Annotated in this window: 15 protein-coding genes and 1 pseudogene; 2 read left to right on the top strand and 14 right to left on the bottom strand. The window is 42.0% G+C overall.

The window, feature by feature from the left end:
• Positions 1-4: 4 nt before the first annotated feature.
• From hisG to KQI39_RS01380, 9 genes are all read right to left on the bottom strand, one after another.
• Positions 5-643: an ATP phosphoribosyltransferase gene (gene hisG / locus KQI39_RS01415; protein ID WP_148447866.1), complete on the bottom strand. Its 639-nt coding sequence runs from the start codon at positions 641-643 to the stop codon at positions 5-7.
• The gene (gene hisZ, locus KQI39_RS01410) at positions 643-1,764 is read right to left on the bottom strand and encodes an ATP phosphoribosyltransferase regulatory subunit (protein WP_216415895.1); all 1,122 of its coding nucleotides are present in this window, start codon (positions 1,762-1,764) and stop codon (positions 643-645) included. Before hisZ ends, hisG begins: the two co-directional genes overlap by 1 nt.
• Before the next feature lie 109 nt (positions 1,765-1,873).
• Positions 1,874-2,407 (bottom strand): Holliday junction resolvase RecU, encoded by a 534-nt coding sequence (locus KQI39_RS01405; protein ID WP_148447870.1) that lies wholly within the window; start codon positions 2,405-2,407, stop codon positions 1,874-1,876.
• 11 nt (positions 2,408-2,418) lie between these two features.
• Positions 2,419-2,976 carry a signal peptidase I gene (gene lepB, locus KQI39_RS01400; protein WP_148447872.1) on the bottom strand — a complete coding sequence of 186 codons (558 nt, stop codon included), beginning with the start codon at positions 2,974-2,976 and terminating at the stop codon, positions 2,419-2,421.
• Positions 2,960-3,928, bottom strand: a complete 969-nt coding sequence (locus KQI39_RS01395) for an RluA family pseudouridine synthase (protein ID WP_148447874.1) — start codon at positions 3,926-3,928, stop codon at positions 2,960-2,962. The genes lepB and KQI39_RS01395 overlap by 17 nt, the downstream gene beginning before the upstream one ends.
• 11 nt (positions 3,929-3,939) lie before the next feature.
• Positions 3,940-4,560 (bottom strand): hypothetical protein, encoded by a 621-nt coding sequence (locus KQI39_RS17205; protein ID WP_253293013.1) that lies wholly within the window; start codon positions 4,558-4,560, stop codon positions 3,940-3,942.
• Entirely contained in the window at positions 4,523-6,472 is a 1,950-nt protein-coding gene (locus tag KQI39_RS01390) for a YgiQ family radical SAM protein (RefSeq protein WP_253293012.1), read from the bottom strand. Before KQI39_RS01390 ends, KQI39_RS17205 begins: the two co-directional genes overlap by 38 nt.
• Before the next feature lie 71 nt (positions 6,473-6,543).
• Entirely contained in the window at positions 6,544-7,356 is an 813-nt protein-coding gene (locus KQI39_RS01385) for a GTP pyrophosphokinase (protein ID WP_148447876.1), read from the bottom strand.
• 280 nt (positions 7,357-7,636) lie between these two features.
• The gene (locus tag KQI39_RS01380) at positions 7,637-9,082 is read right to left on the bottom strand and encodes an aminoacyl-histidine dipeptidase (RefSeq protein WP_173761688.1); all 1,446 of its coding nucleotides are present in this window, start codon (positions 9,080-9,082) and stop codon (positions 7,637-7,639) included.
• An 80-nt stretch (positions 9,083-9,162) separates the two neighbouring features.
• Between KQI39_RS01380 and KQI39_RS01375 the strand changes: the two genes are divergently transcribed.
• Entirely contained in the window at positions 9,163-10,098 is a 936-nt protein-coding gene (locus KQI39_RS01375; protein WP_216415892.1) for a hypothetical protein, read from the top strand.
• Here KQI39_RS01375 and KQI39_RS01370 read toward each other — a convergent pair.
• The 5 genes and pseudogenes from KQI39_RS01370 to KQI39_RS17805 form a co-directional block, all read right to left on the bottom strand.
• Positions 10,075-10,710, bottom strand: coding sequence for an ATPase (locus KQI39_RS01370; RefSeq protein ID WP_173761690.1), 636 nt, complete (start codon positions 10,708-10,710; stop codon positions 10,075-10,077). The two genes, KQI39_RS01375 and KQI39_RS01370, sit on opposite strands and share 24 nt — an antisense overlap.
• A gap of 12 nt (positions 10,711-10,722) precedes the next feature.
• Positions 10,723-11,217, bottom strand: a complete 495-nt coding sequence (gene coaD / locus KQI39_RS01365) for a pantetheine-phosphate adenylyltransferase (protein ID WP_216415890.1) — start codon at positions 11,215-11,217, stop codon at positions 10,723-10,725.
• Positions 11,218-11,232: 15 nt separating this feature from the next.
• Entirely contained in the window at positions 11,233-11,781 is a 549-nt protein-coding gene (gene rsmD, locus KQI39_RS01360; protein ID WP_173761691.1) for a 16S rRNA (guanine(966)-N(2))-methyltransferase RsmD, read from the bottom strand.
• The gene (locus tag KQI39_RS01355; protein ID WP_021976563.1) at positions 11,778-12,173 is read right to left on the bottom strand and encodes a methylglyoxal synthase; all 396 of its coding nucleotides are present in this window, start codon (positions 12,171-12,173) and stop codon (positions 11,778-11,780) included. Before KQI39_RS01355 ends, rsmD begins: the two co-directional genes overlap by 4 nt.
• 188 nt (positions 12,174-12,361) lie before the next feature.
• Positions 12,362-12,997 (bottom strand): annotated as a pseudogene (locus KQI39_RS17805) (DNA/RNA non-specific endonuclease); the annotation flags it as partial.
• Between the two features lie 413 nt (positions 12,998-13,410).
• Between KQI39_RS17805 and KQI39_RS01345 the strand changes: the two are divergent.
• Positions 13,411-13,641, top strand: coding sequence for an alpha/beta-type small acid-soluble spore protein (locus KQI39_RS01345; RefSeq protein ID WP_021651493.1), 231 nt, complete (start codon positions 13,411-13,413; stop codon positions 13,639-13,641).
• The last annotated feature ends 78 nt before the right edge of the window (positions 13,642-13,719 follow it).

Genomic DNA, 13,719 nt, shown 5'->3' with positions numbered 1-13,719 from the left:
CAGCTTATTTGACAACGTTTCGAAGTTCTGTGATCAGTTTACGGATCCTTTCATCTTCCATTTTCATGCTGACCTGGTTGACTACCATACGGGCAGACAGCGGGCAGACTTCCTCCAGCACCTTAAGACCATTTTCGCGAAGGGTACTTCCTGTTTCCACGATATCCACGATGACTTCGGAAAGACCTACGATCGGTGCAAGCTCAATGGAACCATTCAGTTTGATGATCTCCACAGTCTGGTGTTTTTTATTATAGAAGTAATCCTTTGCTATGTTCGGGTATTTGGTGGCAACACGGATCAGCTGGTTGTTATTTAAAACTTCTCTGGCGCTTTCCGGGCCACATACGCACATGCGGCATGCTCCGAATCCCAGATCCATAACCTCGTAAAGTTTTCTTCCCTCTTCCAGAATGGTATCCTTACCTACAATACCGATATCTGCGGCACCGTATTCTACATAAGTCGGCACATCCGGGCCTTTCGCAAGGAAAAACTTCAGTTTCAGTTCCTCATTGGTAAAGATCAGTTTACGGGAATCCTTGTCACGCATCTCCTCACATGTGATACCGATCTTTTCAAACATATCCAGTGTTTTGTTGGCCAGACGCCCTTTTGTGAGGGCAAATGTAAGATATCTCATTATTCCTGCTCCTCCTTTGCCGGGCATAATGCCACTTTTTTACCTTCTCCACGAAGTGCAACTGCCTCCTGGATCGCTTTTTTCAGCTCTCCCGGAGCATAGGTGATCACAACGGTCTTATCACCGGATGGAACGGTCAGCTTCTGTCTGGAAAGAGCAAGCATCAGGTTATCAACCACAATGGCAAATCCAATGGAAGAAGCCGGTTTTCCGAAATGTTTCATCAGCTCGTTATAACGTCCACCTTTGATCAGTGGTTCGCCGGTTCCATATGTATAAGCCTGGAAAATGATTCCTGTATAATAACGGAATTTACTGAGCATTCCAAAATCAAAAGCAATGTATTTCTCACAGCCATATACTTTCAGGATCTCGTAGATCTCTTCCAGACGTTTTACTGCGGAAAGTGCCTCCGGATTGGAGGTAAGTTTTTTCGCTTTTTCCAGAACTTCCACGGAACCGAACATCTGCGGCAGTTCCGCAAAAGCTTCGGAAAGGCTCTCGCTTAAATTCTGTCCCTTCAGAAGTTCTTCCACACCAAAATAATTCTTCTGGGAGATCAGTTCACGAAGATGTTCCTCCATCTCCGGTTCCAGATCTGCTTCTGCAAGCAGGGATTTATAATAATCTACCTGACCTACACTGACCTGGAATTCCGTAAGTCCTGCTGCTTTCAGGCACTCTACAGTCATGGCAAGGATCTCCGCATCTGCCGCCGCGGAATCATCTCCCATATGTTCCACACCCATCTGGGTATTTTCTTTCATCTGTCCTCTGTAACTGGAATTGTTGATAAATGTATTTCCTGTATAACAAAGTCTTACCGGTCCCTTTTCCGGATCAAAATATGTGGCACACGCTCTGGAAACCGATGGTGTAAAGTCAGGCCTTAGAACAAGGGTATTTCCCTCTCTGTCAAAAAATTTATAAAGATCCTTGGATGGGATCGTTCCCACTTCATTACTAAACACTTCAAAGTATTCAAATCCCGGTGTTTCTATATCTTCATATCCATATCTCGAAAACACCTGGTGGAGCTCCCTCTGGAGCCGTTTTTTGCGGCTGCATTCCTCTCCATAAATGTCCCGCACACCTTCAGGTGTATGAAAAATACGCTGCATGTTCATTTCCTCCGTAACACGTTTTGGATTTTCTGCGTTTCGCTTTAGTTCGCTACCATGCTACCACAGAAAAACTTAAATTTGATTATATAGGAAACTTTTCCAAAAGTCAATCCCGTAATTGCAGATCTTTCTGGATCCCCTCCAGATAAGGAACCAGAAATCCGCTTTTTGCCGGAAGATAAAATTCCTCATCCAGTTCTTCCCGGCGGAAACTTTTCCGTCCGCCCTCTTCCATCCGTTTCCAGAATTCTTTCAGTTTGCGTAAAGTAAGATAATAAAAAACATTATCTGCGCTGAAATAGATCAGAAAAAAAGAAATCCCCTTCTGCTTCTCAAACTCCTCCATAAAAGCTACCTGATGAGGATGAATGTTTGCAAGGGGAAAGGTCTTTACACAGCATTCTTTTGCATCGAAGCAGACAGGAATTCCCTGTACTGCTCCGATATAATCTACTGTACTTTTCTGTTCAAAATATGCCAGCGTAATATGACGGCTATCTTTATCCATTTTCACCGGGGTGATCGGCGTCGGAATTTTCTGGATCAGGGCCAGTCCCTTTTCCCTGTACTGTTCATTGGTACGGTTAATCAGTTCCTCAAGCGTGGAACCTCTTAACCCTCTGCTGTTCCATGTTGCCATAACACCCTTCCTTAATTCAGAAGTTTGATGGATGGGAAATAACGGATTTCGGCTTTTCCCACAATCTGATCAAAACGCACATATGTATTCTGCCAGTATCTGGAATCCTTGGAATTATTACGGTTATCACCCATCATAAAATAACAGTTCTCCGGTACTTCATATGGTCCGAAACTTCCCAGCGGTGTCTCCGGTACAAACGAATCATCCAGTGGTGTTTCAGAATCATTGAGATAAACTTTACCATCTTTGATTTCAACTTTATCTCCAGGAAGTCCGATAATACGTTTGATAAACAGCTGAGATTCGTCATCCGGATATTTAAAAATCACGATGTCAAAGCGTTCCGGATCTTTCCATTTTTTGGATATTTCATTTCCAAATACATTCATATTAAAGCCATATGCCAGACGGAAACCAAAGATACGGTCACCTGTCATGATGGTATTTTCCATCGATTCTGATGGTATTTTGGCATTGATAAGTACCACATTATTGATAACAAGAACCACCACTACCACAATGATGATCATTTTTACATAATCCCATATTTCATTCCAGATTTTCATAATAACTTTCCTCCAACTGCTCCTCTTTTAATTTCGTGAGAAAGATTTCCGGAACCGGTGCTGTAAATATCTTTCCGGAAAGATAAGAAAGAACTCCTGTAAGCTCGGGAAATTCCATTTGGAAAGAGTGCAGCAACTGACCACTTAACTTTTTCTCTGTCTTTCCATATTTGGGATCGCCCACCACAGAATGTCCTTCCGAAGCCAGATGTGCACGAATCTGATGTGCACGTCCTGTAATCAGCTCAACTTTAAGAAGTGTCCGTTTTCCATTATTTTCAAGAGGAAAATATCTGGTTTCTATGGGCAGAGCATTTTCTTTCTCCTGTTTATATATTGTTACTTTATTACTTTTTTTGTCTTTCGCAAGATAGCCTTTGATATATTTCTCTTCGTCCAGGATGCCTTCCACAAGACAGAGATAATATTTGTGAAGTTCCCTTAACTTAAACATTTCGGAAAGCGTCTGCAATCCCACAAGGCTTTTCCCCGCTGCAATCAGACCACTGGTATTCCGGTCAAGGCGATTACAAACGGACGGACGAAATGTTCTCAAATCTTCTTCCGTAAGGCTGCCATTTTCCAGAAGATAGCCTGTAAGATATTCCACCAGAGATGGGGTGCCATCATCTGCTGGCTGCGAAAGCATTCCGGCAGGCTTGTTAATCAGAAGAATATTTTCATCTTCATAAATAATATCCAGAACATGATGTGCACGTGGAGCAGCAATACTTCCACTGAATTTTTCGAATGTTTCGTCACTTAAAAACAATTTCACATGATCCCCGGAAAGAAGTTTTTCATTTCCAGTTGCTTTTTTTCCATTGAGCGTGATATTTTTCTTACGCATCATTTTGTAAAAAAAACTTTTCGGGGCTTCCCTGAGAAGCTTGGCCAGATATTTGTCAAAACGCTGTCCTGCTTCATTTTCATTAATGATAAATTCCTTCATTATAAATGCTCCTACAGACAGATTGCCAGGATTGTATGCTTGATCAGTTCTTCCCTGGAAAGATCCGGATATCGTTCATCCGGTGTGAATTTGATTCCACTTCTTAAAGATTCTTTATGTTCATTCATAGAATCCAGACGTTCCAGATATGGCTTCAGATCTTTAAGAATCTTCACATCTGCTTTATATCCGTTTTTTCGGATAATTTTCTGAGACTGTTCTGCCAGATACGCTGTATCGGCCTTAGAATCGCTGGTGTATCCCACAACGGTATTTCCACATACAGCAACTGCATCCAGATAGCCGCTTTTTTCGTAAAAGGTCATATACATTTCGTAGGCCATAACAAGGTCGCCTGCATGTTTCCGTATTTCTTTGTAAAGTTTTTCGTCCATAGGATGCCGCATCAGAATCATAATCAGACTTACCATGGATTTACATCCTGGAAGACAACCTACAACAGTCAGAACAGTCCATACTGTCATTCTTGTCCCGTTGACATACCATGCCACGAAAAAAATAAGAAGAGGAAGAGAAAATAACCCGACTGTAATCAGAAACCGGCGTTTTTTCTCACTGCTGAAGTAACCAAAATCACCTTTTTTTGTTTTTCTTTTTCTGGTATCTTTCATGTGCCCCACTCCTTGTCTGTGTTTTTTGTGTCTTTTTCGAAGAAACAGCAGAATATCTTCGATCGGTATTTGTATTTCTGGTGCCGCTGTTTTTGCCTCCTGTACTCTTTCCACGAAACTCTCTTGGGCGAATCAGGCATTTCGGTCCAAATCCTACCAGATCCATGCGGCCGGTCATTTTAAGACCTTCCAGAATCAGTTCACGGTTTTCCGGATTTTTATATTGCATCAGCGCACGCTGGATTGCCTTCTCATGAGGATTTTTCGGTACATAAACCTTCTCTCCTGTAAGTGGATGAATTCCTGTATAATACATACAGGTGGAAAGTGTAGATGGAGTCGGATAAAAATCCTGCACCTGTTCCGGTGTAAATCCAAGATCCCGGACATATTCCGCGAGTTTCACCGCTTCTTTCATGGTACAGCCCGGATGGGAAGACATAAAGTAAGGAACTGCGTACTGCTGTTTGCCCGTATGGGCATTGGCATTCTCATATGCCTTTAAAAAGCTCTCATAAACGGCATGTTTTGGCTTCCCCATATATTTCAGCACTTCATCCGAAACATGCTCCGGTGCCACACGTAGCTGACCGCTGACATGATACTTTACAAGTTCATTGAGAAAAGTTCTGTCCGGATCAGCCATCAGATAGTCAAAACGGATCCCGGAACGTACAAAAACTTTCTTGACTTTCGGAATATTCCGGACTTTTCTGAGAAGCTGCAGATAATCTTTATGATCTACGGTCAGATTTTTGCAGGGTGAAGGAAACAGACACTGCCGTTCCTTGCAGACACCTTTCGTCAGCTGCTTTTTGCAGGAAGGATGCCGAAAATCTGCGGTAGGACCGCCGACATCATGAATGTATCCTTTAAATTCCGGATCTTCGGTCATCCTTACTGCTTCTCTCACAATAGATTCATGACTTCTTGTCTGCAAAATCCGGCCCTGATGAAAAGTCAGCGCACAGAAATTGCAGCTTCCAAAACATCCTCTGTTACTGGTCAGGCTGAATTTAATCTCTTTCAGTGCCGGAATCCCACCCTCTTTCTGGTACATAGGATGGTACTGTCCTGTATAAGGCAGATCATAGACATCGTCCATTTCCGTCTGAGTCAGAGGCTGTGCAGGAGGATTCTGTATTACATATCCCCGGTTTCCATATAACTCCGCCAGTGGTTTGGCTGTAAAAGGATCTGTATTCCGATACTGTATTGCAAAACTGTCCGCATATGCTTTTTTATCCGATTTCACCGTTTCAAAATCCGGAAGTACCATCGGATCATAAACTCTGCCGAGATCATGGCTTTTAAAGACAGTACCTGCCACATAAGTGATTTCCTGCACTGGAATTCCGCTCTGCAGAGCTTCCGCAATCTCCAGAATCGAATGTTCTCCCATTCCATAGGAAATCAGGTCTGCACCGGAATCAATCAAAATGCTGTGTTTGACCTTGTTTTCCCAGTAATCATAATGTGCCATTCTCCGAAGACTGGCTTCAATTCCACCGAGAATAATCGGTGTATGTTTGTATGTCTGCCGGATCAGATTGCTGTATACCACGCAAGCCCGATCTGGTCTTAGGCCCATTTTCCCACCTGGCGAATAGGCATCTGTACTTCTGTGTTTTTTGGAAACTGTATAATGATTCACCATGGAATCCATGTTTCCGGCTGTAACAAGAAAACCCAGGCGCGGTTCCCCGAACACCTGGATACTCTCTTTCTTTCGCCAGTCTGGCTGGGGAATCATTCCAACTCGATAGCCTCTGCTTTCCAGAAGGCGCCCGATAATGGCAGATCCAAATGACGGATGATCTACATAAGCATCACCCGTTACATAGACAAAATCCACTTCTTCCCAGCCTCTTGACTTCATATCTTCCCTTGTAACCGGTAAAAAATCCTGCATTTATAATTCCTCGTATGTATGTGTATTGATCTTCTTTCAGATCTGTAAAGCAGACCCTCCCATGCCTTTCACTATATGCTGTGATGCACGGCCTGTGCACGGTAACCTTCCGCAATGATATCCAGCTGCCTGTGGAATCTCTCCAGCTGACGCAGATCCTTGGTTTTAAATACCCGCAGGAATTCATCCTGAATCTTACTGACTTCGCGTTCACTGGAAACCCGGTAAAGATTTTCAATATTACTGAGAATGTCTTTTACCAGATTGGACTGCATCTGAGATGAGTTCTGTGCATCCATAATTTCATTACGCACAGACGACATTTCATGATCCAGTGAGATAATCGCATCAGACGCCTTACTGAGACGCTCTGCCACATGAGGTGGCATATCACCTTTATATTTATATTGAAGAGAATGCTCTATCGTTGCCCAGAAATTCATCGCCATGGTACGGATCTGAACTTCTACCTGAAGCCGTTTCGGACCATCGATTGTTTCTACTGTGTAGTAAAGAATCATGTGATAGCTTCGATATCCACTCTGTTTGATATGAGTCAGATAATTTTTTTCACTTTTTACTTCCATATCGGTTCTTCTGCGAATAATGGCAGCAACCGTATCAATATCCTCCTCAAACTGGCAGATAATCCGAACACCAGCAAGATCTTCTACTTCTGTTTCCATTTTCTCAATAGGAATATGTTTACGCTGTAATTTCTCCAGAATACTGGAGACACTTTTTACTCTTCCACTTACCTGTTCAATGGGAGAATAACGATCGTTTTCACGATACTCTTCTATCATATGTTCAAATTTGACTGTCAGTTCCTTCACAGCCAGTTCGTAAGGGCACAAAATACTTCGCCATAACTGTATTTCCATGTTGCTCGCTCCTTATCATCTGCCGTCAGCCTCTTTTTTGTTTTGGTGGCAGCGGCATACATTTTTTATTATAACATATGTTTTGAAAGAATAGGGATTCTTTATCAATTTTTTATCAAAAAATTATAGAAAAATTTCTTTTTTTGTGTGATGCATCCACAAATCTATATATATGTAAAAATTTCTATTTTATGAATTTTTTACCCCAAAAAATTTACAACATAAAAATGCCCTGAAGCTTTTTACTTCAGGGCAAAATAACTATCTTCTATGAATACTGTCAGTCTTTCAGATTCTCAAGTACTTTTACAAGATAATTCCATACTCTTTCTGTAGAAGCAATACTTAATACTTCCTCCGATGTATGAATATCTTTCATATCCGGTCCTAGAGATACACAATCAAGACCTTCCATCTTTTTGTAGAAAAGACCGCACTCAAGACCGGCATGAATTGCTACCACTTCCGGTTTATGGCCATACATTTCTTCAAAAATTTCCACCATTTTATCTCTTAACGGAGATTCTTTTCTGTATTCCCATGCAGGATATGCCCCCTGTACCTCATACTCGCCACCAAGAAACTCTGTAAGATATTCGATTTTATCAGACAGTGCTCCACACGCTGCATCAACGGAGCTTCTTACGCTGGAACTTGCAAAAAGCTCGTCCTCATCCAGGCGAAGGATTCCAATGTTGCTGGAAGTTTCTACCAGCCCGTCAATCGTTCCGCTCATTTTCTGAATTCCAAATGGTACATTCTGAAGATAGAATACGATTTTCTCCTGACTTGTCGGATGAAGAACCTGAGATGTAACTGTACCTTCAGCTTTTACTTCGATGGTAATATTCTCATCAGAACCTGTATATTCCTCACGAATCTGAGACTGAAGCTCTTTTGCATAAGTGTTCACGTCTTCCACTGCATCCGTCAGAAACTCAACTGTACATTCTCTTGTAATCGCGTTATCTTTCTGGCCTCCTGCCAGGGAAATAACAGCATAATCTGCTTTTTTCTTAAGGCCATAGAGGAAACGGCCCATAAGTTTATTGGCATTAGCTCTGTTCTTATCAATCTCTGCTCCGGAATGTCCGCCCATAAGTCCACAGATTTTAACCTGAACTTTCTCTCCTTCACCTTCCACACGCTGAACCGGAATATGGCTGATTCCGGAAAGACCACCAGCGCAGCTGATCCAGAGACTACCCTCTGCCTCAGAATCCAGATTGATAAATCTTCTTCCTTTCAGTACGCTGCAGTCCAGTCCTACTGCACCGAGAAGTCCGATCTCCTCATCAACAGTAAGAAGTACTTCAAGCGGAGGATGTGGAATATCTGTGCTGTCAAGAAGTGCAAGACCATATGCAACAGCAATGCCGTCATCACCACCAAGTGTTGTTCCATTGGCAGTTATATAACCATCTTTTACAGAAATATTTAATCCGTCTTTTGTAAAATCATGATCGACATCCGGACGTTTCTCGCACACCATGTCCATGTGTCCCTGAATAATTACCGTCGGGGAATTTTCATATCCTGGTGTACCCGGTTTATAAATTACTACATTATTCATTTCGTCCTGCACATATTTAAATCCGTGATCTTTGGCAAATTCTACAAGAAAATCACTGATCTGTTTTGTATTTCCGGAACCATGAGGAATTTTACAGATTTCCTCAAAATAGTGAAAAACTCTCTTCGGTTCACAATTTTCTAATACTGGCATATTTCTGCCTCCTTTTACTTCATAAATTCATTTATTTCTATAATAATCATATACTGTAAAAAAAGCAAGGCCGGGATTTTATGAAACAAAGAATAATTACTCTTTTCTGTATCTGCCTGCTGCTTTTTCTGCTTGTTCACCCGGAGGAAGCACTTTTAAGTGCAAAAGATGGGATGTCCTTATGGCTTAATGTTATGATTCCTACATTGCTGCCCTTCCTGATTCTTACAGGAATTCTTCTAAAAACCGGAAACATTCCACAGCTTCTTGAACCACTGGCCCCTTTCTGGAAACACTTTTTCGGTATTTCTCCTGCTGGAGCATATGTCCTGATCCTAGGTTTCTTGTGCGGCTATCCCATGGGTGCAAAACTTGCCCATGACCTTTACATAAATCATCAGATTTCACAAAGGGAGGGGGAATATCTGCTTACTTTTTCCTGCAATGCCAGTCCGGCTTTTATATTTTCTTACCTTTCCCAAAATATTCTGGAAGGCAAAATCCCTCCACACTCGCTTCTGCTGATCTTACTGTCTGCAGATTTCGTCTGCATGCTTTTCTTTCGTTTTCTGGTATATCGCGGAAATACAGTTAGCTCTGTCAAACCAGAATACAGAAAAAAAGAGACATACCAGCAGGACTCCACAGGAGTCATCCTGGATGTCTCGATCATGAGCGGGTTTGAAACCATCACACGGCTCGGAGGCTATATTCTGATATTTTCACTGCTATTTACCGGTTTTTATCATTACTGGCCATTCTGCAGCCAAAATAAAATCCTGCTTACAAGCCCCATTGAACTTACCACCGGTCTGCATCAAATCGCACAGTCCGCCTTTTCATGGAAGATCAAATACATAACTTCCATGACTCTCACCGCATTTGGTGGCTTCTGTGTCATGTTTCAGACAAAAAGTGTACTGGAAGAAAAGCTGTCAATTCTTCCGTACATCTTCGCCAAATGTCTGAATGCCTCACTTGTTTTTCTGTTCTTAGTTCTCTCCAATATCATCTAACAGATCATCATCACTGTCTGCGGATACATTCTCATCATCCTGGAAAGTATTGGAAATGGCTGCTGCCTGTGCAGTCTGCGGTGCAAGCTCCTGACGGTTATGGTTAACCACCTCAAGGCAGCTCTGCAGTGCATCAATAAATGCTTTATATTTACCACCTGCATCCTCAAGAGTCTGATTCAGAACAGAACCAATATTCGCCATCATATCATCGGTATATGTGATTGCACTGAGACGAATGCTGTTTGCATCCTGTGTGGCAGAATCAAGAATTTCCTGAGCCTGTTTGTTGGCAGCATTAATTGTTTCATTCGCCTGTGCATATGCTTTCTGCATGATCTCATGCTGTGTAACCAGCTCCTGAGCTTTCGTCTGAGCATCTGCAATCAGACTGTCAGCCTTGGACTGTGCATCCTCAAGGATTGCATCCTTATTACTGATAATCTTCTGATAACGTTTGATCTCATCCGGAGTTTTCAGACGAAGTTCACGTAAAAGCTCCTCAATCTCTTCTTTATTCACTACAATCTTGGTAGTGGAAAGAGGCTGGAATTTACAGCTGTCCACATACTCTTCAATCTCCTGAATAATCTGTTCAATTCTGCTGCTCATAATACACTCTCCTTATTTCTCTGTTTCTCTTTTTTTCAATTTTTCTTCAACTGCTTCCGTAATCTCACGCGGAGCAAATTTGCTCAGATCTCCTCCGAAATTAGCAACCTCTTTCATAATTGTGGAGCTTAAGTATGCATATTCCAGACTGGTCGTGAGAAAAACGGTATCTACATCCGGCGCAAGGACCCGATTGGTCTGTGCCATCTGCAGCTCGTATTCAAAATCCGTGACAGCACGAAGACCGCGAACAATCACCTGGGCATGGTGCTCCCTGGCAAAGTTCACAGACAGACCTTCGAATGCTTTCACCTCCACATTCGGGATAGCTTTTGTCGCCTTTGCTAGTATCTTAACACGTTCTTCCACAGAAAACAACGGACTTTTTGCAGAATTATGCAAAACTCCCACTATAACCCGGTCAAAAGAAACGCTTGCCCGTTTGATAATATCAAGATGACCATAGGTTGCCGGGTCAAAGCTTCCCGGGTATACTGCTGTTATCATATGTCTGTCTCTCTTTCATTTTTTTAAGAAAACATGCTTATTTGTCTTATATTCCTTAGATCGAACCAGATGATACCCCAGTTCTTCTACATAGGAAAAATCTGTGTGAAGATCTTCCTCCACAATAATCAGCGTGTCCTCATCTGCAAGAGTACTGTCAGCCAGATATTCAAGAACCGGCTGTTCCAGATGCTGTTCATACGGAGCATCCATAAAAATACAGTCAAACGGTTCTCCGCCTTCCAGCGAACGCAAAGCCTGCAGTACATCCATGTTCAGCAGTTTACCACCTTCAGAGAGTTTTGTAAATGAAAGATTTTCGCGGATACATGCACATGCCTTGGGATTTTTCTCCACAAACACAGCATAATCAGCGCCGCGGCTTAAGGCCTCAATGCCAATCGCGCCACTTCCGGAAAACAGATCCAAAAAACGGCACCCCGGTATTTCAGGCTGGAGAATGTTAAAAAGAGTTTCCTTAATACGGTCTGTCGTGGGTCTTGTATCATTTCCGGGAATTGTTTTTAAATTTAATCTACGTGCTTTTCCTGCTATTACTCTCATTTCAGATTTAATCTCCAATCCAGATCACCACGGGCCAGTCCAAGGATTAAAAGCTCCGCAGTGGCAATATTTGTAGCAACCGGAATATTATACTGGTCGCAGCGTTTGACAATACTCATGATGTCCGGCTCTGCCGGATCCATCATAACTGGATTATAAAACAGGATAACCATATCCAGATCCTGTCTTTCCACCATTTCCATAAACTGTTTATCTCCGCCTATACTTCCGGCAAGAAACTTATGAACGTGAAGGCTGGTTGCTTCCTCAATTCTTCTTCCTGTTGTTCCGGTTGCATATACTTCATGTTTGGCAAGGATATTCTTATATGCAATACAGAAGTCTTCAATCAGAACTTTCTTACTGTTATGTGCAATAATTCCTAAATTCATAATTCACCTCTCCATTCTGCCCTCGGGTTACATCCCTTTTCTCCCCCACATATCGGTAAAATCATATAACTCTATAAATGATTCTAGCATAACGCCCAAAAAAGTGCAATTTAATTCATATAAATTCATGGAAAATTAATATTTTCTATTTCCAGCCACAGGATTCTGTAAATTCAGGACTGCAACCAACTGTTTCCAGTGAGATAATCAATCTCAATTCCCGGCTGTACGTTGTATACAAAAACATGAAATTTTACTTCTGAATCATTCACAGATTCCGCTTCCATCTCCACTCCTCTTGCCACCAGTTCCTCTCCTTTGAAAACCGGAGTAACCCGGTACATACATGGATTACCAGTACTGTGTACATAATCCGCCACTTCATTTTCAAAAGGAAGCATTCCGGTTACATTGAGATATCGGGTTCCGGTAATCAGATTTTTCCTGTTTGCATTTTCACCAGTAAGCTGATACCCCAGAAGATGGCAGCGATTATAAAGATATTTTCCATCTATATTGTCATATTTTACGGTATGCCATCCGGTCGGTTTAATCATTCCGATCGCACCACGTTCTTCTGTCGGCATCAGTTCCGGAGTGATTTTGGACTCCGCATATCCACATCGGCCAAGGGAATCCAGCTCACTGTAAAATTCATAAGCCGGTCCGTTCTTTTTTTCGGTAGAAAAATCCGGAATATTTCCATTAACTTCTATATAAGGACTGCCGCTGTATTCCGGAATATTTCCCGAAGAAATTCCCTTCTCCTGTTCTTCTGTCTGTTTCCCTTTCTGGTTCAGTGTTTCACGGACTGCATCAGAAATCGTTTCGGATATGTTTTCTGAGAAATTTTTTGCGTTTTCTTCTATATATGTAAGAAAAACAGTGCCAAACAGTTCACCCTGCTTTTTTACATCTTCCAGAGTGTGTGGCGGAACCCATCCATTACACAGAGCAATTGTAATACAAAGTACAACTGCGGTTATCATATTTTTTACAGGTTGTCTTTTTCTCTTTCTCCTGTATGTGGGATATCGTTTCTTTTTCAAAGTGTCCCCCTTTATTTCCTCTGACAGATATTATATGCACTGTAAAAAGTATTATAACCTTCCGTTTCAGCAAAAACAACCATACATTCGATTTTTATTTTTCCTTTAACTGCCAGTGTATTATTTTTGTTATTTCATATACTAGCACTGTAACATCAAACCAAACACAACCAAGGAGGAAATGAATTATGCCAAGTAATACTTCTTCTAACAAAGCAGTTGTACCGGAAGCAAAAGGCGCACTTGACCGTTTTAAATACGAGGTAGCAAACGAGCTGGGCGTTCCGCTTACAGATGGATACAACGGAAACCTGACCTCCAAGCAGAATGGATCTGTTGGTGGATATATGGTCAAAAAAATGATTGAAGCGCAGGAACGTCAGATGTCCAGCGGTTCCCAGGGCGGCCAGCAGTATTAATCGTTCCGGGGATTTTAAGTAGATCTGTTTCCATGCAGAACTAAACACTTATACAAAAAAAGATGCTGTGTGACAGAG

This window comes from Blautia sp. MSJ-36 (assembly GCF_018917985.1).
Lineage (GTDB): Bacteria > Bacillota > Clostridia > Lachnospirales > Lachnospiraceae > Blautia_A.
Note: the sequence above shows the minus strand (reverse complement) of the source record. Positions and strands in the feature narration are given on the sequence as shown.

Excerpts from the sequence above, each read along its gene's own strand:
- hisG (WP_148447866.1), bottom strand. The coding sequence starts at position 643 with ATGAGATATCTTACATTTGCCCTCACAAAAGGGCGTCTGGCCAACAAA.
- hisZ (WP_216415895.1), bottom strand. The coding sequence starts at position 1,764 with ATGCAGCGTATTTTTCATACACCTGAAGGTGTGCGGGACATTTATGGA.
- KQI39_RS01405 (WP_148447870.1), bottom strand. The coding sequence starts at position 2,407 with ATGGCAACATGGAACAGCAGAGGGTTAAGAGGTTCCACGCTTGAGGAA.
- lepB (WP_148447872.1), bottom strand. The coding sequence starts at position 2,976 with ATGAAAATCTGGAATGAAATATGGGATTATGTAAAAATGATCATCATT.
- KQI39_RS01395 (WP_148447874.1), bottom strand. The coding sequence starts at position 3,928 with ATGAAGGAATTTATCATTAATGAAAATGAAGCAGGACAGCGTTTTGAC.
- KQI39_RS17205 (WP_253293013.1), bottom strand. The coding sequence starts at position 4,560 with ATGAAAGATACCAGAAAAAGAAAAACAAAAAAAGGTGATTTTGGTTAC.
- KQI39_RS01390 (WP_253293012.1), bottom strand. The coding sequence starts at position 6,472 with ATGCAGGATTTTTTACCGGTTACAAGGGAAGATATGAAGTCAAGAGGC.
- KQI39_RS01385 (WP_148447876.1), bottom strand. The coding sequence starts at position 7,356 with ATGGAAATACAGTTATGGCGAAGTATTTTGTGCCCTTACGAACTGGCT.
- KQI39_RS01380 (WP_173761688.1), bottom strand. The coding sequence starts at position 9,082 with ATGCCAGTATTAGAAAATTGTGAACCGAAGAGAGTTTTTCACTATTTT.
- KQI39_RS01375 (WP_216415892.1), top strand. The coding sequence starts at position 9,163 with ATGAAACAAAGAATAATTACTCTTTTCTGTATCTGCCTGCTGCTTTTT.
- KQI39_RS01370 (WP_173761690.1), bottom strand. The coding sequence starts at position 10,710 with ATGAGCAGCAGAATTGAACAGATTATTCAGGAGATTGAAGAGTATGTG.
- coaD (WP_216415890.1), bottom strand. The coding sequence starts at position 11,217 with ATGATAACAGCAGTATACCCGGGAAGCTTTGACCCGGCAACCTATGGT.
- rsmD (WP_173761691.1), bottom strand. The coding sequence starts at position 11,781 with ATGAGAGTAATAGCAGGAAAAGCACGTAGATTAAATTTAAAAACAATT.
- KQI39_RS01355 (WP_021976563.1), bottom strand. The coding sequence starts at position 12,173 with ATGAATTTAGGAATTATTGCACATAACAGTAAGAAAGTTCTGATTGAA.
- KQI39_RS01345 (WP_021651493.1), top strand. The coding sequence starts at position 13,411 with ATGCCAAGTAATACTTCTTCTAACAAAGCAGTTGTACCGGAAGCAAAA.